The organism is Sulfitobacter guttiformis (genome assembly GCF_003610455.1).
GTDB lineage: Bacteria > Pseudomonadota > Alphaproteobacteria > Rhodobacterales > Rhodobacteraceae > Sulfitobacter > Sulfitobacter guttiformis.
The window spans coordinates 631,151-655,810 of record NZ_RAQK01000001.1 but is presented as its reverse complement, the minus strand read 5'-3'; the positions used below and the strand labels follow the sequence as shown (position 1 = coordinate 655,810).

22 protein-coding genes are annotated in these 24,660 nt (G+C 56.0%); 7 read left to right on the top strand and 15 right to left on the bottom strand.

What is annotated here, in order from left to right; genetic code table 11:
• The first annotated feature begins 14 nt into the window (after positions 1-14).
• The 7 genes from pal to folD all read left to right on the top strand — a co-directional run bounded on the left by pal (position 15) and on the right by folD (position 8,466).
• Positions 15-539, top strand: a complete 525-nt coding sequence (gene pal, locus C8N30_RS03075; RefSeq protein WP_120222836.1) for a peptidoglycan-associated lipoprotein Pal — start codon at positions 15-17, stop codon at positions 537-539.
• 29 nt (positions 540-568) lie between these two features.
• Entirely contained in the window at positions 569-1,384 is an 816-nt protein-coding gene (ybgF, locus tag C8N30_RS03070) for a tol-pal system protein YbgF (RefSeq protein WP_025063028.1), read from the top strand.
• Positions 1,375-2,643 (top strand): tRNA lysidine(34) synthetase TilS, encoded by a 1,269-nt coding sequence (gene tilS / locus C8N30_RS03065; RefSeq protein ID WP_025063027.1) that lies wholly within the window; start codon positions 1,375-1,377, stop codon positions 2,641-2,643. Before ybgF ends, tilS begins: the two co-directional genes overlap by 10 nt.
• 78 nt (positions 2,644-2,721) lie before the next feature.
• Complete coding sequence (gene ftsH / locus C8N30_RS03060) at positions 2,722-4,644, top strand: ATP-dependent zinc metalloprotease FtsH (RefSeq protein ID WP_025063026.1); 1,923 nt, start codon at positions 2,722-2,724, stop codon at positions 4,642-4,644.
• A gap of 106 nt (positions 4,645-4,750) precedes the next feature.
• Positions 4,751-5,338, top strand: coding sequence for an MOSC domain-containing protein (locus tag C8N30_RS03055; RefSeq protein ID WP_025063025.1), 588 nt, complete (start codon positions 4,751-4,753; stop codon positions 5,336-5,338).
• Between the two features lie 445 nt (positions 5,339-5,783).
• Complete coding sequence (locus C8N30_RS03050; protein ID WP_025063024.1) at positions 5,784-7,460, top strand: formate--tetrahydrofolate ligase; 1,677 nt, start codon at positions 5,784-5,786, stop codon at positions 7,458-7,460.
• 103 nt (positions 7,461-7,563) lie between these two features.
• Positions 7,564-8,466 carry a bifunctional methylenetetrahydrofolate dehydrogenase/methenyltetrahydrofolate cyclohydrolase FolD gene (folD, locus tag C8N30_RS03045; RefSeq protein ID WP_025063023.1) on the top strand — a complete coding sequence of 301 codons (903 nt, stop codon included), beginning with the start codon at positions 7,564-7,566 and terminating at the stop codon, positions 8,464-8,466.
• Positions 8,467-8,544: 78 nt separating this feature from the next.
• On the opposite strand, the gene C8N30_RS03040 is transcribed toward folD, so the two are convergent.
• From C8N30_RS03040 to cpaB, 15 genes are all read right to left on the bottom strand, one after another.
• Positions 8,545-8,964: a PaaI family thioesterase gene (locus C8N30_RS03040; RefSeq protein ID WP_025063022.1), complete on the bottom strand. Its 420-nt coding sequence runs from the start codon at positions 8,962-8,964 to the stop codon at positions 8,545-8,547.
• A gap of 3 nt (positions 8,965-8,967) precedes the next feature.
• The gene (gene pdeM, locus C8N30_RS03035; RefSeq protein ID WP_025063021.1) at positions 8,968-9,630 is read right to left on the bottom strand and encodes a ligase-associated DNA damage response endonuclease PdeM; all 663 of its coding nucleotides are present in this window, start codon (positions 9,628-9,630) and stop codon (positions 8,968-8,970) included.
• 41 nt (positions 9,631-9,671) lie between these two features.
• On the bottom strand, positions 9,672-12,125 hold the full coding sequence (locus C8N30_RS03030; RefSeq protein ID WP_025063020.1) for a ligase-associated DNA damage response DEXH box helicase: 2,454 nt from the start codon (positions 12,123-12,125) through the stop codon (positions 9,672-9,674).
• Between the two features lie 110 nt (positions 12,126-12,235).
• Entirely contained in the window at positions 12,236-13,039 is an 804-nt protein-coding gene (locus C8N30_RS03025) for an NAD(P)-dependent oxidoreductase (protein WP_025063019.1), read from the bottom strand.
• Positions 13,040-13,043: 4 nt separating this feature from the next.
• Positions 13,044-14,351 carry a P-loop NTPase family protein gene (locus C8N30_RS03020; protein ID WP_025063018.1) on the bottom strand — a complete coding sequence of 436 codons (1,308 nt, stop codon included), beginning with the start codon at positions 14,349-14,351 and terminating at the stop codon, positions 13,044-13,046.
• 62 nt (positions 14,352-14,413) lie between these two features.
• Positions 14,414-14,908 carry a prepilin peptidase gene (locus C8N30_RS03015; RefSeq protein ID WP_025063017.1) on the bottom strand — a complete coding sequence of 165 codons (495 nt, stop codon included), beginning with the start codon at positions 14,906-14,908 and terminating at the stop codon, positions 14,414-14,416.
• Positions 14,909-14,912: 4 nt separating this feature from the next.
• Positions 14,913-15,761, bottom strand: a complete 849-nt coding sequence (locus tag C8N30_RS03010; protein ID WP_025063016.1) for a tetratricopeptide repeat protein — start codon at positions 15,759-15,761, stop codon at positions 14,913-14,915.
• A gap of 73 nt (positions 15,762-15,834) precedes the next feature.
• Positions 15,835-16,425, bottom strand: coding sequence for a tetratricopeptide repeat protein (locus C8N30_RS03005; protein ID WP_025063015.1), 591 nt, complete (start codon positions 16,423-16,425; stop codon positions 15,835-15,837).
• The gene (locus C8N30_RS03000; RefSeq protein ID WP_025063014.1) at positions 16,425-17,405 is read right to left on the bottom strand and encodes a type II secretion system F family protein; all 981 of its coding nucleotides are present in this window, start codon (positions 17,403-17,405) and stop codon (positions 16,425-16,427) included. Before C8N30_RS03000 ends, C8N30_RS03005 begins: the two co-directional genes overlap by 1 nt.
• A gap of 9 nt (positions 17,406-17,414) precedes the next feature.
• Positions 17,415-18,377 carry a type II secretion system F family protein gene (locus tag C8N30_RS02995; protein WP_037967959.1) on the bottom strand — a complete coding sequence of 321 codons (963 nt, stop codon included), beginning with the start codon at positions 18,375-18,377 and terminating at the stop codon, positions 17,415-17,417.
• 61 nt (positions 18,378-18,438) lie between these two features.
• Positions 18,439-19,869, bottom strand: a complete 1,431-nt coding sequence (locus tag C8N30_RS02990; RefSeq protein ID WP_025063012.1) for a CpaF family protein — start codon at positions 19,867-19,869, stop codon at positions 18,439-18,441.
• 24 nt (positions 19,870-19,893) lie between these two features.
• Positions 19,894-21,129, bottom strand: coding sequence for an AAA family ATPase (locus C8N30_RS02985; RefSeq protein ID WP_025063011.1), 1,236 nt, complete (start codon positions 21,127-21,129; stop codon positions 19,894-19,896).
• A gap of 283 nt (positions 21,130-21,412) precedes the next feature.
• The gene (locus C8N30_RS02980; protein WP_025063010.1) at positions 21,413-22,108 is read right to left on the bottom strand and encodes an OmpA family protein; all 696 of its coding nucleotides are present in this window, start codon (positions 22,106-22,108) and stop codon (positions 21,413-21,415) included.
• Positions 22,095-23,534 carry a type II and III secretion system protein family protein gene (locus C8N30_RS02975; RefSeq protein ID WP_025063009.1) on the bottom strand — a complete coding sequence of 480 codons (1,440 nt, stop codon included), beginning with the start codon at positions 23,532-23,534 and terminating at the stop codon, positions 22,095-22,097. Before C8N30_RS02975 ends, C8N30_RS02980 begins: the two co-directional genes overlap by 14 nt.
• 215 nt (positions 23,535-23,749) lie before the next feature.
• On the bottom strand, positions 23,750-24,604 hold the full coding sequence (gene cpaB, locus C8N30_RS02970; RefSeq protein WP_025063008.1) for a Flp pilus assembly protein CpaB: 855 nt from the start codon (positions 24,602-24,604) through the stop codon (positions 23,750-23,752).
• Positions 24,605-24,660 lie beyond the last annotated feature (56 nt).

Below are 24,660 nucleotides of genomic sequence, written 5' to 3'. Positions count from 1 at the left end.
TGAGGTCGAGACTGATGAAATTCCTACCAATGAGCCTTCTGGTCGCAGTTATAGCGCTGTCGGCATGTACAAACCCGAACCGTTTTGGCGGTGATAGCGGCGGTCCGGTCAACCCGAATGCGGGCCAACCTCTGGGTGGTGGTTTCGGTGCAGGTGGTGCAAATGATCCGTCCTCGACCGCATATTTCAACCAGACAGTCGGTGACCGTGTTTTATTCGAAGTTGACCAGTCAACGCTGACGGCGACAGGTCGCGCAACCTTGGACGGGCAAGCGCAGTGGCTGACCACAAACAGTGATTATCAGGCCGTGATCGAAGGTCACGCGGACGAGCAGGGCACACGCGAATACAACCTTGCATTGGGCGCGCGCCGTGCCAACGCAGCGCAGGAATATCTTGTGTCACGCGGCGTACCTTCCTCACGTCTGCGCGTTGTCAGCTACGGTAAAGAGCGCCCGATCGAGATTTGTTCCAGCGAGGCATGCTATGCCAAGAACCGTCGTGCTGTGACCGTCCTTGCCGGTGGTCAAAACAGCTGAGTTAACGCCCGTTTGTAAGGAGCTGCATCATGCGCTTTGCTTTTATTTTCGCGATTGTACTTGGTGCGGTTCCTATGGGGGCCAGCGCACAGGACGCGCAGACCCTTGCTGACATCAGGCAGGAACTGTCGACGCTGAGCGTGGAGATGACCAAGCTCAAGCGCGAGATGTCGACAACGGGCACAGCAGGCGGGGTGCAATTACCCGCCTCTGTTCTGGAACGCGTGAATGCGATGGAAAGCGAGCTGAGCCGCGTGACATCCAAAGCTGAAGAGCTTGAATTCCGCATCAACCGGATCGTCGATGATGGAACGCGGCGGATTGCCGATCTAGAGTTCCGCCTTGTCGAACTTGAAGGCGGCGACATTACCACGCTGGGAGAGACATCCACTCTCGGTGGTAATGATCAGGCAACAGCGCCGCCGCCCGCTGTCGCGCCGCCTACCAATTCAAGCCAACTCGCCGTAGGTGAACAGGATGACTTCAAGCGGGCGCAGGAGGCGCTCGCATCCGGTGACTTTCGCACCGCCGCAGAACAGCTTGAGACCTTTAATCAGACCTACCCGGGCTCTCCAATAGCCGCCGAAGTGGACTTGCTGCGCGGAGACGCGCTGCAGGGCATGGGCGACACCCGTGAGGCGGCCCGCGCATATTTAGCGAGTTTCGGGGCGGCACCTACGGGTACGGTTGCACCGGATGCCCTGTTTAAACTTGGTGCGGCACTCGGTACGCTTGGGCAAAGCTCCGAGGCTTGCGTCACGCTGGGCGAAGTTCCAACACGGTTCCCCGGCAGTGCAGCTGCGGGGCTCGCGGAGGCAGAGCGTGCCAAGCTGGGATGCAGCTAAACCACGAATGGCTGATGCAGCAGGGTAAGGATGCCGTGCTTTTGCGGGCTGTTGATACTGCCTTCCAAACTTTGCTTCCCGAACGTATCGGCGTTGCTGTCTCGGGCGGCGGCGATAGCGTTGCACTCCTGCACCTTGTTGCGCGCTGGTGCGTTCAGACAGGGCATCCTGTGGTGGCGGTGACTGTGGATCATGGCCTGCGCCCCGAGAGCCGTTCAGAGGCGGATGGCGTTGCGCGCTTATGTAGAAACCTTGACATAGAGCATGACGTGCTGGATTGGGATGCCCCAGAGGGGAGCGGCAACCTGCCTGCGGCCGCGCGGGACGGACGTTATGCGTTGATGGCCGACTGGGCCAAGGAGCGCGGGATTGGTGGCATCGTTCTGGGCCATACTATTGATGATAGCGCCGAGAATTTTTTGATCCGGCTGGGCCGTGCTGCGGGCGTCGACGGGCTGGCGCAGATGGAGAGCCTGTTCACGCGCAACGGCGTAAGCTGGTTGCGCCCTCTTTGGCAGCAAAGCCGCGCGGATCTGCGCCGCTACCTGCACCGGCAGGGGGTCGCTTGGGTCGAAGATCCGAGCAATGATGACCCGCGATACCGTCGGACAAAAGCAAGGCAAATTTTGCCGGACCTGGCCGATCTGGGCATCACGGCAGACAGCATCAACCATTCTGCCCATGCCTTGAGGCAGGCGCAAAAGGCATTGTCTCACTATACCCGACGCGAGGCAGAAACCCATGTGTGCCAAGAGGGGGGTGACCTTGTTTTTGCCGAAGTAATCACACCGCCAATCCCTGCGGATATTGAGCGGCGGATGCTTATGGGGGCGTTGCAGTGGATCAGCTCGGCCCCATATCCGCCGCGAAAAATGAGGTCAGGAGTGTTGGCGAACGAGATGCTGGACCAACAGCGTAAAACTGTTTTTGGGTGTCTTGTGATGCGGCGCAAAGGGCGATTCAGGATCACGCGGGAATATAACGCGGTAAAGGATTTGCGCGGCCCCACGGATGCAGTGTGGGACAATCGCTGGCGACTTGTTGGGCCACATGCGCCTGATTTGGAAGTTCGGGCATTGGGCGAATCTGTCAGCATTCTGCCGGATTGGCGTAAAACAGGTCTCCCCCGACCCACCCTTATGTCGTCTCCCGCCATCTGGCGGGATGAAACCCTCGTTGCGGCCCCGCTTGCTGGATACAATAGCGATTGGACCGCGCAGATCGTCGCAGATTTCGCCTCATTTCTGCTTTCGCATTGAACAAACCGCGCCAGTCTCTATCTTAGGGTAGTGGCGCGAGGAGTATCCCCGCGCAGGACCGAATTCAGGAGTATTTCCTTGGGCAACTTTCGCAATCTGGCATTCTGGGCAGTGCTGCTCGTTCTCGTATTTTCGCTGTTCAATCTGTTCAACGGTGGCGGGAACAGTGGTGGCATGCAAAACCGCGAGATCAGCTATTCTGATTTTGTAACTTCTGTCGAGAGCGGCAGCGTGAGCAATGTGACCCTCGACGGTGAGCAGGTTCGCTTCCGCCAGACAGACGGTGATTATGTCACAATCAAACCAATCGACGCCGAGGTAACCAAGTTGTTGACAGACAATAACGTACCGTTCCGCGCCGAAAGCCAGCAGGAAAGCGGTTTGCAGACATTCCTCGTCTCGCTGCTTCCGATACTTTTGCTGATTGGTGTGTGGATCTACTTTATGAACCGCATGCAGGGCGGCGGCAAAGGTGGCGCAATGGGCTTTGGTAAGTCAAAAGCCAAGATGCTGACCGAAAAGCATGGTCGCGTGACGTTTGACGACGTTGCAGGCATTGACGAGGCCAAAGAAGAACTTGAAGAGATCGTAGAGTTCCTTCGCAATCCGCAAAAATTTAGTCGCTTGGGTGGCAAAATACCTAAAGGCGCGCTGCTTGAGGGACCTCCAGGTACGGGTAAGACATTGCTTGCACGTGCTATTGCGGGCGAAGCGGGCGTTCCTTTCTTCACGATATCGGGCTCCGACTTTGTCGAAATGTTTGTTGGTGTCGGTGCAAGCCGTGTCCGTGATATGTTCGAGCAAGCGAAAAAGAATGCGCCTTGCATTGTGTTTATCGATGAAATCGACGCGGTGGGCCGTTCCCGCGGCGCGGGCTACGGCGGCGGTAATGACGAGCGTGAGCAAACTCTCAACCAGTTGCTGGTGGAGATGGACGGTTTTGAGGCCAACGAAGGTGTTATCATCATCGCGGCGACCAACCGTAAGGACGTTCTGGACCCTGCATTGCTGCGTCCTGGCCGTTTTGACCGTCAGGTGACTGTAGGCAATCCCGATATTAAAGGCCGCGAGAAAATTCTTGGTGTCCACGCACGCAAGACACCGCTGGGCCCCGATGTGGACTTGCGGATCATTGCACGCGGTACCCCCGGATTTTCGGGTGCCGATCTGGCGAACCTTGTAAACGAGGCCGCGCTGACAGCAGCCCGCGTTGGGAGACGCTTTGTCGCGATGATGGATTTTGAGTCCGCCAAGGATAAGATCATGATGGGTGCCGAGCGCCGGTCTATGGTCCTTACGCAGGATCAGAAGGAAAAGACGGCCTACCACGAGGCAGGACACGCGATTGTGGGCATCAAGCTCCCAAAATGTGATCCTGTGTACAAGGCAACGATCATTCCGCGTGGTGGTGCATTGGGCATGGTGATGAGCCTGCCAGAGATGGACAAGCTACAGATGTTCAAGGACGAAGCCGAAGAGCGCATTGCCATGACTATGGCGGGCAAAGCTGCTGAAATCTTCAAGTACGGCGCTGAATCCGTGTCTTCCGGCCCGGTGGGCGACATCATGCAGGCCAGCGCGTTGGCCCGTGCGATGGTGATGCGTTACGGTATGTCCGACAAGGTTGGAAACATCGACTATCAGGAAGCAGCGGCAGGGTATCAGGCCAATGGCGGTGCGGGAGGCTTTAGTGTTTCTGCCGCTACCAAGGAGTTGATCGAATCCGAAGTGAAGGCGATCATCGATACCGGTTATTCCCGGGCTTATAAGCTCATCGAAGATCATGCGGATGAGTTCGAGCGTTTGGCGCAGGGCTTGCTGGAATACGAGACCCTGACGGGCGATGAAATAAAGCGGGTGATGGCGGGTAACCTGCCCACCGAGCCTGAAGATGACGACAAACCGGACTCAGGGTCAGCGCCAAGCATCACGGCGATCCCGAAAGCCAAGGGTAAAAAGACACCTCCTTCTGGTGGGATGGAGCCTGAACCCTCGACCTGATCACTTATGTGAGCCAGTCGTATAAAAGAACTTAGGCCCCGCGGTTTGCGGGGCCTTTTCTTTTGCCTTTGGTGATTGCACGATCACTCGGAACAGGAGAACCTTTATGCCGGCACTTATCCCGACTGAACACTATGGCACCATCACATGGCTGGGCGTGGTGCCTGACCGCGCAGCGGGATTGATGGCACAATCGCGCGATGTACTGACGCTCGGTTTTGAAGGCCCAGAGGGGGAGGATCATGGGGGACTCACACGGCCTTCGTGCAGCCGAGTTGTGTCGCAATATCCTAAAGGAACCCAGATCAGGAATACCCGCCAGCTTTGTGTCATGAGCGTAGAAGAAATTGGTGCGATTGCTGCAAAAATGGGGGTTGATCGCCTCGACCCCAGCTATTTGGGGGCGACGTTGGTCATCGAGGGGATCGCTGATTTAACCCATCTCCCCCCGTCATCGCGCCTGCAAGCGGCGTCAGGGGCCACGATCGTGATCGATATGGAAAACCGACCCTGCGCCCTACCTGCACGCGGTATCGAGGAGGATATGCCGGGACGTGGGACTGCGTTCAAAGGCGCTGGAAAGGACCGGCGCGGGGTTACGGCGTGGGTTGAGCGGGAAGGTGAATTGGTATTGGGGGAGCGGATGCGATTGCACATTCCTGACCAGCGGCCATGGGCACCCGGCATGCTCTGACCGTTTGCTTGCTCTCGCCGTAGCGACCTTGCACAATTTCGCGCTCTGCTGACCGCTCACCTCCTATTGACCAAGAGGTGTGCGGGTTCACCGGTAACACTACGAGAGTATTGATTGGAAATCCTTGATCTTTCTTTCAAAACCTCCGAGCGCGGACTGACCTCGGCGTGACGAGGCGCAAGCCCAATAAGGCAGTGAGTGCGACACGCCGGAGGGATGTTTTCAAGTCGTCCGACTTTGCGCAAGCGAACTGTGGCGGGAGTAGTGCCCACTCTCACCAGACTGATCCGCGGCCCGGAGACTTGCCTGTTTCCCAAACGAAACGCTGACAGCTCTTCGCGCCGCAACGCGCATTGGATATGTCGTAATCCAGACGCGGCATGCTGGCACACCCTTGTATGCATCCATTAGAACGTGTTCAGGCGGCAACTCATTGGGGGATACCATGGCTTTCAAAACCGACATTCAAATCGCACGCGAAGCGAAAAAGAAACCGATTCAGGAGATCGGCGCAAAGCTGGGCATTTCCAGTGATGACCTGCTGCCCTACGGCCATGACAAAGCGAAGGTAAGCCAATCGTTCATCAACTCGGTTCAGGATCGCGAGGACGGTAAGCTGATCCTTGTGACCGCGATCAATCCGACTCCTGCGGGCGAGGGCAAGACGACAACGACTGTTGGTCTGGGTGACGGTCTGAACCGCATCGGCAAGAATGCAGTTGTTTGTATCCGTGAGGCCTCCCTTGGTCCGAACTTTGGTATGAAGGGCGGGGCCGCTGGTGGCGGTTACTCCCAGATTGTACCAATGGAAGAAATGAACCTTCACTTCACAGGCGACTTCCACGCGATTACCTCGGCGCATAATCTGCTGTCGGCGATGATTGATAACCACATCTATTGGGGCAACGAGCTTGATATCGACACACGCCGCGTTGTGTGGCGCCGTGCGCTGGATATGAACGACCGCGCCCTGCGCCAGATCACCGCGTCGCTGGGCGGTGTGTCCAACGGCTTCCCGCGCGAGGCCGGTTTTGACATCACGGTTGCCTCCGAAGTGATGGCGATCCTGTGCCTTGCCAAAGACCTTGACGATTTGCAGGAGCGTCTGGGCCAGATGATCGTGGCCTACCGCCGCGACCGCACACCCGTGTTCTGCCGTGACATCAAGGCGGATGGCGCGATGACTGTTCTGCTGAAGGATGCGATGCAGCCCAATATCGTGCAGACCCTCGAGAATAACCCTGCATTCGTGCACGGTGGCCCGTTTGCGAACATTGCGCATGGCTGTAACTCGGTGATCGCAACGACAACAGCGCTCAAACTGGCGGATTATGTGGTGACCGAAGCCGGCTTTGGTGCAGATTTGGGGGCTGAGAAGTTCCTTAACATCAAGTGCCGCAAAGCGGGTATTGCCCCCTCTGCTGTCGTGCTTGTGGCTACGGTGCGCGCAATGAAAATGAACGGTGGCGTAGCCAAAGCCGATCTGGGCCGCGAGGATGTTGCAGCCGTCAACAGCGGCTGTGCCAACCTTGGCCGTCATATCGAAAACCTGAAATCATTCGGTGTACCTGTGGTTGTGGCCATAAACCATTTTGTCACCGACACGGACGCCGAAGTTCAGGCTGTAAAAGACTATGTTGCGACCCAAGGATCAGAGGCTGTTCTGTCGCGTCACTGGGAACTGGGATCCGAAGGGTCTGCAGATCTTGCCACCAAAGTGGTTGATATTATTGAGAAAGGCGAGGCCAATTTCGCGCCGATCTATCCCGATGAAATGAGCCTGTCGGACAAGATAAATACGATTGCGACCAAAATCTACCGCGCTGATGCGGCCGTGATGGACAACAAGATCCTCAAGCAACTCGCTGATTGGGAAGAGCAGGGATATGGAAATCTGCCGGTCTGTATGGCGAAAACGCAATACAGCTTTACGACAGATCCAGAAATGCGCGGCGCGCCAACAGGATTCACGATCCCTGTGCGTGAAGTGCGTCTGTCTGCGGGGGCCGGATTTGTCGTCGCGATCTGTGGAGAAATCATGACCATGCCGGGCTTGCCACGCGTGCCCTCTGCCGAGAATATTAGGCTGAACGCAGATGGTGATGTTGAAGGGTTGTTCTAACCGTTTTTTTACCGAAGCCGAAGACGGGACACGGGGAAACCTTGTGTCCCGTTTTGACTTTGGTGTTATGGGTTAGCGGAAAAATTGGGAAAGGTTCGGGTAGATGACAGCGGCGATTATTGACGGTAAGGAATTTGCAGCACGGGTGCGCGCACAGGTTGGCGTGCATGTGGCGCGTTTAAAGGCGGATCACGGGATTACGCCCGGTTTGGCTGTCGTTCTGGTCGGAGAGGACCCTGCAAGCGAGGTTTATGTCCGCTCTAAGGGGAAGATGACTCTTGAGGTCGGGATGAAGTCGGTCGAGCATAGACTGGATGCGAACACATCGCAGGCTGACCTGTTGGCCGTAATTGAGCAGCTCAACAATGATCCCGAAATCCACGGTATTTTGTGCCAGCTGCCACTGCCCAAGCATCTCGATGAAGATCTGATTATCAACGCGATTTCGCCGGCAAAAGATGTTGACGGGTTTCACATCTCGAATGTTGGCTTGTTGGGGACAGGGCAGAAAAGCATGGTGCCTTGTACGCCGCTTGGCTGTTTGATGATGTTGCGGGACTATCACGGTTCTCTGTCGGGGATGAATGCAGTTGTGATTGGGCGCTCGAATATTGTGGGTAAACCGATGGCGCAACTTTTGTTGAATGACAGCGCTACGGTGACAATCGCCCACAGCCGGACCAAGGATCTGGCGGATGTTGTCCTCCGTGCGGATATTGTGGTTGCGGCTGTTGGCCGCCCTGAAATGGTGCCGGGCGATTGGATCAAGCCAGGTGCGACCGTGATTGACGTCGGCATTAACCGTCTGGATGCGCCGGAAAAGGGTGAGGGCAAGACCAGATTAGTCGGCGATGTAGATTACGAGAGTTGTGCGGATGTGGCAGGGGCGATTACGCCTGTGCCGGGCGGTGTCGGGCCAATGACGATTGCCTGCCTGCTTGCCAATACGGTGACGGCGTGTTGCCGCGCAAATGGTCTGGATGAGCCGGAAGGCCTTACCGCCTGATAGATTTGCGTTCACCCTCCAGCGTGGCGGGTGAACGTGCCGGAATGTAGGGTAGGCCACGAAACTTTTTATCAGGGGTTAGCGCGGGACAGGCACCATCGTACCTTGCAAGATGGCAATAAGGGTCTGGCTGCCGTTTTCCTCTGCATGAACTTCTGCAGTCACCACACTCAGGCGTTTGCCTCCTTTAATCACGCGGCCTGTTGCGATGAGACGGTCGCCGCGTGCGGGCGCAAGAAGGTTGATTTTGATCTCTGCGGTGACGACCTCCATGTCCAACGGTATAAGTGTCAGCGCAGCATAACCCGCCGCACTGTCTCCGATGGAAAATGTCAGGCCCGCATGCCCGAACCCTTGTTGCTGCTGTGTGTGCGGCAGGATTGGCGCGGTGATCCGCACGAGACCTGCTTCGACCTCCAAAAGCTCTGCGCCAAGCGTTACCATCATGCTCTGCGCGGCGAAACTGGTATGAATTCGGTCTGTTATTGTGTGGTCCATTTGCTACCTCGGCATGGGTACGGCGGTCGGGGTTGGGCCAGTGAGCACAGCAATCGCGTCTGTGCCCATTAGATTACCCAGTACAGCCGTACGGGTGGGCAAACCGCCCGTATAAGTGCCATAAGCGGGCAGTATAACGCGATCCCTGTCAATGAGGAATGCGGCGCGCGTAATCGTCCTTCCTCGCAGGGACAGCGATGCCTTGGGGTGATAATGGCCAGAAACCTCGCCCGCGGCACCCGACTGTGCGATGTGGCGGAAGGTCACCGGCGCAAGTGTTAATTCAGCCAGATGCGCACCGCCAAATTCAACCGGACCAGGGTCATGGTTGCCCTCAATCCAGATCCACTGGCGACCGGCCTGCAGTTGGAAAATCCAACGGCGCTCGGCTTCGGGCAGCGCCTGCGAGGCGGCAAGATCATCAAAGCTGTCGCCGAGACATATGACCGTGCGAGCGTCATACAAGGCGAGATCGGCGGCAAGGCGGGTGAGAGTATCGCGTGTTTCATAAGGGGGCAGACTTGTGCCACCGCGCCGCGCGATACGCTCCGATTTACCGAAGTGCAGGTCAGAGACCACCAGCAGTTCTTGCGCGGGCCACCAGAGCGCCCCAGAACCAAGTGCAGTCAGATCCGCGCCCGAGAAATTGAAATTATATCCGGTCATGCGCGCAAACTGTAAGATTATAGGGTGCGCTGCAAGGGGGCCTAATAGCCCACACGCCACCGCGGCTTGTTCGAGGGGGCTGGTGTGATTTGGGCCAGACCGGAGCTTTCCATGAGCCGCTTCGCCTCTTCGGCCAACAGGCGCTCCTCAGCGTCGCCCTTTACTGGCACGCGCCCCATTTCCATGAACATCGGCGCAGAAAGGGGCGTAACGCGCGGCAGTGTCAGATGATCAATACGCCCACGGGTACGCGCCAGCATTTCTTCGATCCGGCCAAAGTCCACCAGTCCACGCATTGCTTCTTCGCGGGTGATTTCGAGCATCAGATGGTCGGGATCATATTTCGTGAGCGTGTCGTAAAGGATATCCGAGCTGAACGTCGCCTGCCGCCCTGATTTGCGCGATTGCGGCGAATTGCGCTCTATCAGGCCTGCGATTGTGGCCGAGGCGCGAAATGTCCGCTTCATGACCGCATTTCCCTCCAGCCACGTCTCCATCCCGTTATGCAAGGCGTGGGCATCAAGCAGGGTGTCAGCCTGGGTGACAGGGTCAATGCTCCAGATCAGGGTCGCGTAATCGTTGGCCACAAATCCAAGAGGGCCGAGGCCCAACTCCTCCATCCGGTTGGTGAGCAAAAGACCCAGTGTTTGCTGGGCGTTGCGACCTGCAAAGCCATAAATCACCGTTTGGGCACGGCCATCATGTGGGAAGGATTCGATCAGCAGGCGGCCCGGTTGCGGCAACTGGCTGCGCGTGCGCTGAAGATCGAGCCATTGAGCGGTATGATCGGGCAGTTCAGGCCAGCTGTCTTGGGTGAACATGCGCTGCACGCGTGCAGAGAGCTGGGTAGAGGTCGCGAATTTTGTCCCCATGAAGGTGGCTACTTTCGGCTTTTTGGAACTGTCGCGTGAGACTTCGACGACCAATTCGCGCAGGCCCTCGTATTTTACGATCTGCCCGCCGATCAGAAATGTATCGCCGGGGGTCAGGGTCGCGGCAAAGCCTTCTTCGATCTCGCCTAACGGTTTGCCACCGCGATTACGCCGCATTCTGACTTTGAGAGTGTCAGTGTCCTGAATGGTGCCGATATTCATGCGGATTGCGCGCGTGGCGCGCGGGTCACGCAATTGCCATAGACCGTCGGGACGCCGGACCAGTCTTTGCCAACGATCATAGGCCCGCAGTGCATAGCCGCCGGTGGCGCAGAAATCGAGACAGGCATCAAACCCAGCACGCGTAAGAGTGGTATAGGCCCCGGCCGACTTTACCTCGGCGAAGAGGTCATTCTCGTTGAACGGACCAGCGCAGGCGGTAATCAGGATATGTTGGCACAGCACATCGCGAGGGCCAGCACCGCGCGGATCACCGTCCAGTTCACCTTCCAATACGGCCTCAAGGGCAGCAACGCACTCGACAACTTCAAAGCGGTTGGCAGGGACGAGCAACGCCTTTGATGGTGCGTTATAGCGGTGGTTGGCGCGGCCGATGCGCTGGACCAGACGTTTGACACCCTTGGGCGCGCCAATCTGGATAACCAGATCCACATCGCCCCAGTCGATACCCAGATCAAGGCTTCCGGTGCATACAATCGCTCGCAGATCGCCCCTAACCATTGCTGCCTCGACCCTCTGCCGCTGCTCGCGGTCAAGAGAGCCATGGTGGATACCGATGGGTAAACTTTCGTCGTTGGCAAGCCATAGCTTGTGAAAGAAGATCTCTGCCTGTGCCCGTGTGTTGTGGAAAATGAGCGTGGTGTTGTGGGCTTTTACCTGCTCAAGCACTGCCGGAATAGCATAGGCCGCACCGCCGCCCGACCAAGGGGGGGCTTCTTGTGTGAGCAGCATTTTGATGTCCGGCGAAGGGCCGGGATCAGCATTGAGTATTTCGCAAGGGTCGGGGTGACGCGCCATGAGATGCGCGATGGCGCCGGGATCCTCGACCGTGGCTGAAAGGCCTACACGTTTGAGATCGGGGCAGATGGTCTGTAGACGGGCAAGCGCCAGCATCATCTGGTCGCCTCGCTTGCTTTCGGCCAGCGCGTGGATTTCGTCAATCACCACCCGCTTGAGACCGGCAAACATGCGTGGCGCATCCTCATAGCTTACCAACAGGGCAAGGCTTTCGGGTGTGGTAAGAAAGATGTGGGGCGGATCAGCGCGCTGGCGTTTGCGCAGGGTCGCTGTGGTGTCGCCCGTGCGCTCCTCGATGCGGATATCAAGGTTCATTTCCTGCACAGGAGTGGTCAGGTTACGTTTTATATCTGCCGCAAGCGCCTTGAGCGGGGAGATATAGAGCGTGTGCATACCTTTGTGTGGGGTTTGCGCGAGATCAATGAGCGTGGGCAGAAAGCCCGACAGTGTTTTGCCGCCCCCTGTCGGGGCAATAAGCAAAAGGGCGGGCGCATCTGCACGGTCCAGCATCGCCTGCTGGTGCGGGTGAATGGACCAGCCTTTGGTTTTGAACCAGTCTTTAAAAGTTTTGGGCAACGTGTTCATCGCTTTAAGATAGCGCTTTGAAACGGGTGTGCCATGAGGAACGTGCGGACCTTGCGGAATCTACTGTCCGGATTATGACTGTTGGCAAAATCTAGGCTGTGAACTTGAGCCTAGGTTTTCGGTGTGCGGGGTTTAAGGGCCAGGATCTGGCGCTGGATCAGTTCTGGAAGTACTGTATCTGCGCCCTCTGGGGATGCATCCAGCGCGCTTTCGATATCTTTGACCAGTATGGCGATGGTATTCCCTTCCGCATAACCATCGCGGGAAAATTCGATGCTGTTAAAGCAGGAAGCGAACCAGTTTTGGCCCGATGACGTATGAATGAGGTCCAGAAGTGCGCTGATGTCGAGGCCGGCATTATCGGCCCAGTCGAGCACGAGGCGCGTCATAGCGGTGTTGGATGCAGCCAGCAGGTTGTTCAGGACTTTTGCTTGCATGCCGGAGCCGAAATCACCCATCCGGTGAAAGTGTTTACCCATCGCATGAAAAAGCGGCATGGCTGTGTCGATATCAGACTGCTCGCCGCCAAGCATAAAGCTCAGCCGTGCCTCCTGTGCCGCGATTTGGGCACCGGACATGGGGGCATCAATGAGAGCGATGTAGGAGGGGATGCGATCGCGCAAGCCGATCACGTATTTCGGTGACAGGGTAGAGCAGATTATGATGCGGATGAGGCTGGGAATAGCCGCAAAATTTTGTTCTCCAAAGAGCACCGCCTCGGTTTGCTCGATGTCGCGCACGACAATCACAAGGGTGTCGAGCTCTTCGGAGAAGACCGCAATGTCATCGGTGATGTGCGGGCTGTCCATCGGCACCACGTCATAGCCGCGTGCGGGTACGCCAGCGGCACGTAGGGCGGCCAGCATTGGCGCTCCCATACGACCACAGCCCGCGATCCCTGTGCGTGAGCGCATTGCGCTACCTCACAATATGTTCGTCTTTGACGAACATGTTTGCCCATGCGCGGTCCATCAACTCGGGGGACATCTGGTAGGGAATGCCTTCGAAGTCGCAAATCGCGATGATCTGGTCGATAAGAAAAATCGGTTGATAGTTGGCATAGATGTTGTCGATGGTTGGATATTTGTTTTTCAGCAGATGGATCAGGGTTGCCTCATCCAGTGGCATTTTACGCTTTTTGGCCATCATGGCAAAGATCTTGAGGAAGTTGGCCTGATTGGGACCATCGATTTTGATTTTGAAGAAGATCCGGCGCAAGGCGGCGGTGTCGAAAATTTCGTTCGGGTGAAAGTTGGTCGAGAAGATTACCAGCGTGTCGAAGGGGACCTCGAATTTCTCGCCCGATTGCAGGGCGAGGATATCCTTGCTTTCTTCCAACGGAACGATCCAGCGGTTGACGATGCTCTGCGGGGGTTCTTTCTGGCGACCAAGGTCGTCGACGATAAAAATACCGCCGGTCGATTTAAGCTGAAGCGGGGCCTGATATGTTTTGGCTGTGGGGTTATACACCAGATCGAGCATATCGAGGGTTAGCTCCCCGCCAGTAATCACCGAAGGCCGTTCGCAGCAGACATAGCGCGCGTCAAAACGGGTGATGCGGCGCAACGATGTTGGGTCTTGGCCCGCCTCTTCGACCTCGTTATGGACGATCGGATCAAACACAGTGATGACCTGAGACGCGTATTCAATCGCGCGCGGAACATACACGTGATCACCGAGCGCATCGCGGATGCCGTTGGAAATCGAGGATTTACCATTGCCCGGTGGCCCGTACATCAAAATTGACCGACCCGCGGAGACGGCGGGCCCGAGATTTCCCAACAGCTCGTCCGGGATAATGAGATGACCCATTGCATTGGATAGCTGAGCGCGGGTGATCTGCATATTTCGCACCGACTGGCGCTTGACCTGTTCCTTGTACACTTCGAGAGGGACAGGCATGGGGCCAAAATATTCAGACTGTGCAAGCGCATCGAGAGCGCGCGCCTTGCCTGCATCCGTGAGCTGGTACCCCATCTCATTGCCGTTCTGAGCGTTGAGTGTGCCTGTCGCTTCGATCAGGCGCTGGGTGCGGCACATATCGACGAGCTCTTGTACGACAGGAATGGGAAGCGATACAGCCTTGGACAAATCGCTGACCAGATCAAGGTTTTTGCGGAAGATCGTTTTGATCAGTATGTCGCGCATCATCACAATGGGCAGACGCATGTCAGCCAGTGTTTTGGGTGGTGGCGGTGCCATGACGGCGGATGTGGGGGCGTTCATTTAAATGTCCCTGTACTCATGTCGGGTGTTTTACGACCCTTAGGGGGGAAAGATGGCCCTTTTCAGGCACCATAAAGGAAACCGAGAGCAAGATAGATCATCAACGTTGGCCCGAGCGCCAAACCCATCGGAAATTTCTTGCCCTGTTCCCAGCTGGTCCAATGGGGAGCCAACGCGCGCAGGCGAGTCAATTTTACCAATTTGTGGGTGACGACGGCTGCGAGAAGGGCCGCAACAAATACAAACGTAAGTTGGGCCAGATCAGCAGGAGCGACAAACGGCGCGGCGGCTGCGATGAATTTGCTGTCGCCTGCGCCCATGACGCCTGCGGCATTCAGCACAATGCCGACAAAAAGGACAATAACCAGGCCTGCCAAACGCCAAAGGTATTCCTCAAAGGGGAGGGCGATCAGACCGATCAAAACAAAAATTCCTGCCAGTGTCAGGTTGGCAGTATTTGTAATCTTCATGCGCGAAAGATCAGTGTACATCACATACAGACAGACGGGCACAACAAATGGCAGGAACCACGCGGCTGCGTAGGTCGTAATCGTCATTCTATCAGGCTTCGAGTGCTGCGAGAGAGCGCGATGCCGCCTCGAAGTGCTGTGGATGGGTCTCGATGGCTTCGCGCAACAGACCTTTTCCAGTCTCGACATCGCCCTGTTTGATCGCGGAAAGTGCCATGGTATGCAAAAGTTGTGCGCGCTCTGTCTGGTCCATGGGGACGACGGGCAGATTGTAGTTGCGCTGGGCGCCACGGGCCAGAACGAGGTTATTTTTGGCTGTATAGAGTGCAGGATCCTGCGTTACCGCACCTGTGAACAGTCGCTCGGCATCTTTATAGTCACCGCGTGTAAGCTTCGAGTAACCCCAGTTGTTGAGAACCGGCGCGGGCTCGGTTGTGAGGCCCACTGCGATCTCGTAGAAACTATCTGCCTTTGTCCATTGTTGCTTGCTGTCGGCAATAATTGCCTCAAGACGGTAGCGTTTGAATGTCTCGTGCGTAGGAGGAATGGCCGTAAGGGTCTTTTCGGCGCGGGCCCAGTCGCCGGAGCGGATCAACGCATCGGCCAGTTCGACGCGGTCATCGTCGTTCGCGCCTTTCAACTCGACGGTGCGCTGCCATGCAACGGCGCCCTCGTCAAAGCGTTTGCCGCGGATCAGAGATTGCGAAAGGCCGCGATGGAACTCGATGTTATCGGGCTGCTCCTTCACGATGCGCTGGAAATATGTAACCGCCTCGTTGGGATCTCCCACTGTCAGCATGACATCGTTCAGATTGGCGTCATCGATGACGTTCACATCCTGAAATGCCCGCTCGACGGTTTCTTCGCCGCTCTTTTCAGAGCAGGCGGATAACAATGTAGCGCCCATAAAAAGGGCGATCAAAACGGAATTGTGGCGCATATTTGCGTCCTCTACTGCTCTCGTGCCTCACGAGGTGCCCCAGGGTGGGTTGTATGCCGTGCCTATTTTTAGGTCACAGCCCCGAGCGGATCACGTAATCGGATGATCCACGGCGCACCAGTTTGTATTCCTCGACGTTAACATAAGACGTACCAGAATTTTTTGATTTTTCGAGCGCTAAACGAAGATTGTCACGAATTGAGACACTTTCGCCATTGTCGAGGGCAAAAGCCTTGCGAAATATCTGGGTTGCATCGGCATTTTTGCCACGTTCCATGAGCACAACGCCCAGGTTGTTCCAGATCTCCGGACTTGTTGCATCCCGCTCAACAGCGCGGCGCAATAATTGTTCGGCCTGTCCCAAGCGACCCAGACCCAGATTTGCAGTTCCCAGACCGGACAGGATTTCGGCGTCGACGGTGCCGCGATCGATGGCGGCCCTGTTGAATGACCGTATCGCGAGTTCGTATTCGCCCGAGGCAACCAAACGGTGACCGGTTTCGAGATTGTCGGCCCCGTCCGCGCGCAAATCGACGCCGGGCGCATCGAGGCGCTCAGGCGCTTTAGATCCGAATACAGACGCGCCAAAGCCGCCCTGAGAACAGGCGGCTAAAGCTATAAGCAGCGGGGAGAGGCAGGCAATACGCCGTAACCGTGATCTCATTATTGTCCGGGTCCACCCATTTCACTCATTTTCGTGATGCCCATCACAGATGGTCCGACAAGGATGATCAGAAGGGGCGGCACTGTGAACATCATAGTGGCAAGTGTCATCTTGGTTGGCAACTTGTTTGCCGCTTCTTCGGCTTTCATAACGCGTTTGTCACGCATTTCGGCAGCATAGACACGCAAGGCATCTGCGATGGAGGTACCGAAAGCGGCAGACTGCACCAGCACTGTCACAAACGAGGAGATGTCTTGCACTCCGCAGCGCGTTCCCATGTCATTAAGTACGTTTACCTTATCCTTACCGGCCTTCATTTCCTGTGCAACTACCTCGAATTCATCGGCTAGGGCGGCATAGGATGCTTTGAGTTCGTTGCCCACCCGCACGATACACTGGTCCAGTGACTGACCTGCCTCGACGCAGACCAGCATCATATCTAGTGCATCGGGAAAGCCTTGCTCGATTTGCTCCTTGCGGGCGGCCACGCGGCGGGTGATCCAATATTTGGGTAGCCAATAGCCGATCGCGCCGGGGCCTAATGTCCACATGACTGTCTTTTGTGTCGTCATTTCGACTTCGACGATGAGGTTGGTGTAGACAACTCCGATGAACAGACCAATCAGGCCGAGGGACATCTGGGCGAAATAGAACATTCGTACTGCATCGCGTGACTGATAGCCGGCTTGACGCAGCTCAAGCTGTTTCTGGCTCAGTTCGCCTTCGTCTTTCGGCTCAAGAAAGGTTGCGTATTTCTGGAGTTGGGCGTTGCCTTCCTTCTGCCGGAGGGTCGCAATCTGGCCGTCTCCCTTGCGGGGTGCAGTGCGGTCACGCTTGAGCTTGTCGAGGGGATCTTCGGGCTGGTTCACCATCATGACAACAGTGATCAAAACAAGGATAATCCCGAGTGCGCCGAGGATGATGATTAGACCGAATGGGCCCATTACGTCGCTGATTGAGGTGTTGATATTGCTGAGCATAACTGCCCCCTAAACTTTGATATTTGTGAGCACGCGCATCACAAGGAGGTTCACCCCGAGGAAGATGCCGACAAAGAAACAGGCCGGAATGAAGTAGGGTGTTTCTTTCACTTCGTCGTAATACTGCGGATCGCCGATGTTGATTACGATAAGCGCCATAATGGGAAAGCCCGATAGGAACTTGCCCGACCATTTCGCTTCGGCTGTGATGGCCTGCACGCGGCGGAACAGACGGAAGCGGGCACGGATGACCTTTGCCAGACCGGCAAGGATTTCAGCGAGGTTACCGCCCGATTGCTGCTGGATTGTCACGGCAACGGCGAGAAAGCGCAGATCCTGCATATCAAGCCGCTCAGCCATATCCTTGAGCGCTTCGCCAATATCACGACCGTAAGCTGCCTCATCCGAGATTACCCCGAATTCCGAGGCGAGAGGATCCTGGATTTCCTTTGCCACAATCGAAATGGCATTGGTGAACGGGTGGCCTACCCGTAGCGAGCGGACCATAAGCTCGACCGCGTCCGGCAGTTGCTCCTCGATCATGCTCATACGCTTGTTTGCCTTCATCGAGATCCACAAAAAGACGGCGCCGATCCCCATGCCTCCAGACAAAACAAGCCGGACGGGCGTTTCAGTGTCGGTGCCAATGGTCAGGCCGAGAAAGACCGCAACCGACAGGCCGGCCATCACCATAAGCAATTGCTGCGGTGTAAAGGCAATCGCGGCCTTCTGGGCCTTTTCGGACAACAAAGAATAGAGGGGAATGCCTTTGGATTTCATGTGCTGCTGCATTTCCTTGCGCAGCTTTTCAAGGACCTCTTCGCGGCGGTCGCCCTTTTCGAGCATCTCGAGGCGGCGGTTCACGCGGGAGTTCAACGAAATAGATTTTCCGAAGGCCACCAGATACAGGCCCTCTACGAACACCAGCACGCCGATGAAGATCAGTCCGTAAATGATTGGTTCTGCACTCATTATCTTGGTCCTTTTGCCCTAAGGCGGGCGTCATTTTAGATTGGCGTTCGGGAGGCGGTGATTATTGCGCCGCGATTGGTTCGTAGATGGAAGACGGCAGATCGTAGCCCCACATGCGGAAGCGCTCCGCGTAATGGCTACGCACGCCGGTCGCGGTGAAGTGGCCGATGATCTTGTTATCCGGGGTCAGGCCGACACGCTGGTAGCGGAAGATTTCTTGCATCGAGATGACGTCACCTTCCATGCCCGTGATCTCCGTGATGGAGGTCATGCGGCGCGAGCCGTCCTGCAAGCGGGAGGCCTGAACAATCAGGTTTACAGCCGATGAAATCTGGCTACGCACCGCTTTCAGAGGCATTTCGATGCCGGCCATGGCGATCATATTTTCCAGACGCGATACACCGTCCCGAGCGGAGTTTGCGTGGATCGTGGTCATGGAGCCGTCATGTCCGGTGTTCATGGCCTGAAGCATGTCGATGACTTCTTCGCCACGGGTTTCACCCACGATGATGCGGTCGGGCCGCATGCGCAGGGCGTTTTTCAGACAGTCGCGAGGGGATACCTCGCCTTTGCCCTCGACGTTTGGCGGGCGACTTTCCATCCGGCCAACATGTGTCTGTTGCAGCTGCAGTTCGGCTGTATCCTCGATTGTCAGGATGCGCTCTGCGTTGTCGATAAAGGAGCTAAGCGCGTTGAGCGTAGTTGTCTTACCTGAACCGGTACCGCCCGACACGATAATGTTGAGGCGTGTCGCAACAGCTGCTTGTAGATATGCAGCCATTTCCTCGGTGAAAGCGCCGAATTGTACCAGATCGTCAATGCCAAGCTTATCTTTTTTAAACTTACGGATGGAAACCAAGCTGCCGTCGACCGCAACGGGCGGGACCATCGCGTTAAAGCGCGAACCGTCCTTGAGACGCGCATCGACATAAGGGTTACTTTCGTCAACGCGACGGCCAACTGCACTTACGATCTTGTCGATGATGCGCAGCAGGTGACGTTCATCCTTGAAAGTGACGTCCGTCAGCTCAAGTTTACCTGCGCGTTCGACAAAAATCTGTTGCGGGCCATTTACCAAAATATCGTTCACGGTCTCGTCTTTGAGCAATGTCTCTAGAGGGCCAAGGCCCGTAACTTCGTCATAAAGCTCCGAGTTGAGTGTCATGCGGTCTTCACGGCCCAGAACGATGGATTTGTCGTTCAGATGTTCGTTCGAAATCGCATTAATCTCCGCGCGCAGGTCCGCCTCTGTCGCATGCTCGAGTGCGGCAAGATTGAGATTGTCGAGTAGAACACGGTGCAGATCGAGCTTGATCTCGCCCATGCGCTGCTTTCGCTTAACCTCTTTATCGACCGGAATAGCAGCAGCGGGCTGGGACGCGCGGCGCATGGACGCTGTGGCTACTTCTTCTTTTGGCTTTGCGGCTTCGATTTTGGTTACACTTGCCTGCTTTGCAGGGCCAGCATCGGATTTTTTATATTTTGAGAACATCGCGTTGTGCTTTCTGTTCAGGACCTATGCCGCAGCGGATTCGCTGGCTCGCAGATTGTGGATCGACGCTGCAAGCTTAGAGATTTCCTTGCGAAGCGGGCTTTTAGGGGCGGAGGAGGCCAGGGGCATCCCGTGATCATTCGCCTGCGTAATCGGCTTTCCCCCATCGGGAAGTTGCAGGTCGATGCTGATGTCGAGGCTTTCGGCCATGCGCTTTACACGGCTCTTTGCGTTGATATCGGTAAATTTGGGTGCACGGTTCAGAACATAACGCAGTTTTTCCACCGGCAGTTCCTCGGACTGCAAAGCCCGTTTGAAGCGCAGCGTGTTCTGGGCGGACCGCATGTCGAGCTCGAGCATCGCAAAGTAGATATGCGCAGAGGTCAGGACTGTTTCGGACCATTGAACGAGCGTCGAAGGCATGTCGATAACAACATAGTCAAACTGGTTACGCGCAATATCGAGGACGCGGCCGATATCTTCGGATGTCACCAGATCGAGGGGCAACATATCTGAGGGCGCAGTCAGAACCTGAAGTTTATCTTCGTATTTCAGCAGTGCCTGACCAAAGATTTGCTCGTCCATTGCCTCGGTGTCCGAGAGCATCTCATATACAATCTCGCGACGCGGCAGATCAAGGAAGGTCGAAACCGAGCCATACTGGAGGTCCAGATCAATCAGGCAAACCGAAGGATTGGCGGTTTTGCCGATGTTTGCCAGTTCATATGCGAGGTTAACAGCCAGCGTTGTAGAGCCTGTGCCACCTGCCAGACCGTGAACCACAATGATCGCTCCGTCTTTTTGTGCACCAGCCCTTAGTTTGGCTCCGTTGTCTGCTGTCACAGCAGCGGCCGCAGGGGTGCGAAGTCGCTCGATCGCCTGCGCAAGTTCACCTTCGGGAAGGGGATAGGGTACGAATTCATCAGCACCCTGTCGCAGCAGCGAATGAAGGGCGGCGGGGGTTACATCCTCAGCAATCAGGATCACCCTGATGTTGCGGGCTTTGGCCTGGGCAATTATTTCGCCCATGAGAGGTAAATTGTCTTCATCCTCCTCATCTATCGCCAAAGCGATAAACTCCATGCCTTTTGCCTCGGGCTGACCGAAGAAGGAAAGGGCTTCGGCAAAGCCCAGATCTCCCCAGGCCTCTCCCATCGTGGCTTCCATATCCTCGATCAATAGATCAAAATTCTGCACATCACGACAAACCGTGCATGCAAGGATCGCGTCCTGATCGGGTTGTGGCATTACGCTGCTCATTGCCTTCGTTCCTTCTATCAAAGGGCATCACGATCCGCGGATTTGGTGCAAATGCACCGCTACCGGATTGGATCTGCCCTCCGCCGGTGTTTTTCCGGACAGAGTTTTCTCGTTGATAGAGGTATCGCAGCCAAGTTGGGCGAGATTGGGGCCGAAAAGCTGCGATTGTTGGGTATCTTGAAACGATCACAGTGATCAGGGAGGATTGACCCGTGGCGGAACGGGTCTCCAGAAAGACAAAAGGCGCCCTAAAAGAGCGCCATCCATCAAATTTATCAATAACTTAGTTTGTTGCCAGTGAACCGACTTCGGTTGTGGACAGTGTTGTTGGTGCAACGGCACTCGCAACATAGTCGCGGTATATGATCTGGGCGTATTTGCCGTCCATTACGGTTGGATGGCGATCTACAAATCCGCTCACTTCTGTCACGGTACGGCGGTTACGACGCTCGCGGCCCTGCGTCACGACGAGAGGTTGTGTTTCACCGAAAGATACGACCGCTTCGAGACGGCTGGTACTGATGCCCAAAGTTGCGAGATAACTCACGACCGCATTTGCACGGCGCAATCCGAGGCCCTTGTTTGACCGGTTAGAGCCCACTGCATCGGTATGGCCATAGACGCGAAAGCGGATTTCAGGGAACTGACGGATCCATCCGGCCTGCTGGCGCAAAATCGCTTGTGCCTGGCCGTCTAGCTGCGCCGAGTTGAACTCGAAATTCACCGTACTATCGATCTCTGTGGCGAACCGCTGTGCCAAGTCAAAGGTATACTGCCGCTCGCCGGTCATAACGAGGCGGTTGTTGAGGGTGGCATTCCCGAAATCTCCGGCATCCACCAGCGATCCCGCTTCGGAATAGAATTGTGTGTATACCTGATCTTGACTGGAACAGGCTGTTAGGCCGATTGCGGCTGACAAGAGGCTGCCGGTAAGAAGCTTGCGATGGGACATGCGGTTCATCGTATTAATCCAGTACATAACCATATGATCCGGTAAAGTCCTGCTTGGCAACTTCTCCGGCTGCACCCTTTTGCGGAGTGCGTGTGCCAGCGGCAGTTCGGCCAAACAAGAACAGGTCCTGCTCTGTCGGTGGCTTGATCCGGTCGGTCGGCAGAGCAAGCGCTTCACCGCGGGTCGGTGTGACAAGATGCGCGCTGATAATAATGACCAGCTCTGTCTGGCTCCGCTGATAATTTGCTGAGCGGAAGAGGGCACCCAGAACCGGTACATCACCGATCCATGGCAGCTGTGAGGAGCTGTCGCTGAAATCGTCCTGCAACAGACCCGCGATTGCAAAGCTCTCGCCATCGCGCATTTCGACCGTAGTTGAGGTTTCTCGCCGCGAGAAGGCGGCGATGGAGAAGCCACCGTCAAGTGTGATGCCATTGGACGGATCAATCGCGGATACGGCCGCTTTCAGCTCGAGGTTGATCAGATCTTTATCAACAACCCGTGGAATAAAGGACAACTCGACGCCGAATGGTTTGAATTCAATGGATGTTGTGCCACGATCCTGTGCCACTGGAATGGGGTACTCGCCGCCCGCCAGGAACTTTGCTTCCTGTCCCGATAGCGCCACAAGATTTGGTTCCGCAAGGAAACGCACAACCCCTTTTTGCTCGAGCGCTTCGAGCAGGATACCCACCTGGGTCGATCCCGCGTTAAAGCCGAATAAAATGGCGCCGTTGTTTGTGTTTGTCGCGGGCAGGGTGCCTGCGATAGCACCGGTGCTGCCGGCATTTGTTGTCAAAGTACCTGTACCACCGCGCACGCCAATATCGCCGCCGATGCCGCCACTTAACGAAAGCGAAGAACTGAGGGATTTTGAGACGGAACGCTGCATTTCGGCGAAACGGACCTTCAGCATAACCTGCTGGATGCCGCCCACGCTCATGAGGTTTGAAACACGCTCTGGCGCGTAACGCTCGGCCAGCTCAAGTGCGCGGTCGAGTTTCTGGATAGATGTCACAACACCTGACAGAACAATGCCGTCATTGGCAGAGCGCACTTCGATTTTTTCGCCCGGAAGGATCTGGCGTAGCCGTTCTTTGAACTCCGACAGGTCCGGCGTCACAACTACATCAACGTTCGTGATTAAACGTCCCGCCGCATCAAACAGCGTGAGTGTCGTCGTGCCTGGCGATTTACCAAGAACGTAAATGGTCCGGTCCGATAGGGAGGAGAGATCCGCAATTCCAGGGTTGGCAATGCTCAGCTCGGCGAAGGGTGTGTCGCTTTCGACTACAATCGCACGGTTGAGGGGGACGTTCAGTTTGGAACTGGTGCCGCTTTTCACAATGCGCAGATTATCCGCCATGACTGCCGTGGGGGCGGTCATCAGGAGGGTGGATGCGCTCAGTGACAACCCTAGAAGGGCTGCTTTAAGAAATCTGTCAATTTTCATGTGACCTGCCTTTTTGATCACGCCTCAAGGTAGGGTCTTAGTGCCCGTCGTTTCAATGACCTTGGTGCAATTCTGTTTTTATTGCAAGAATCAATGCGTTCGGTTGCAATCTTGCTGTGGATAAATAGCAACAGCGTCAAATGCGCAACGCCGCCCCTGTAGGAGGGCGGCGCAACTAATTCTGAAAAAATAACCGTAAAATAACTGTTTTTCTGTCAATTTGTGCAGGGGATCGGGATGCTTACAACTTCGGCACCACGGCGTGTGCGGATGGTACATACCCGTTCCTGAGCGACTTCGGGCGCCTGAACTGCGGCCTCGATGCCCAGAAGATCCTGTTGGTTCACCTCGATGTTGCTGGCAACCGTCACGTCATCACCGACACCCACCAGTGACAGGGCAAGGCGTCCTGTAGACTGCGCCTGAGCCAAGGCTGCGACCTGCGTGGGGTCAACGGCAACGGTGACGGTCCGCGCAATCTGTGCGCCCTCAAGCTCGCCCGAACGTTGGTCAACCGCGATCAGCGGGATGCTCGACTCGATCAGTTTCGTCACTTCGATACGGGCCATGCCGCCATTGCCGACACTTCCGGTCCAGTAGATATCGACACGGTCACCGGGACGCAGGAAGCCGGACACACCGGAGGACACATCAACCTTGATCGCAAAAGCACGCATGCCTTTTTCAAGGCGGGAGGTAAGACCGGCATCCTCGCCGGGCTTTGTTACCTTGACGGCAAGCAGGACCTCGTCTTTTTCGATCGGACGCAGAACAACCCGTTGTGCGTCGGTATTTTCGGGGAAGATGGTGGCTAGGTCGGCGAAGTAGCCTTCGGGTGTGGCGGCCACAGGGAAGTCGACGGCGCGTACATCTTCTTTTGAAAGTTTTTCACCGTATTTCAAGGCGCGGGTCACAACAAAAACAGGCTGCGTCGGAACGATTTGTGCTTTTGCGGCCTCTGCGCGTGCAATTGCGGTCTTATATTGGCCGATCTGGCCTTTCGCGAGATACACTGCGCCGCCGGCCAAAGCGATTCCGATCAGTAACACGAGTCCAAAAATCATACGCATGTTGTGTTCCTCTTAATCTCATGGTCCGGCAATGCCGGACGCGTTTCTTGATCTGG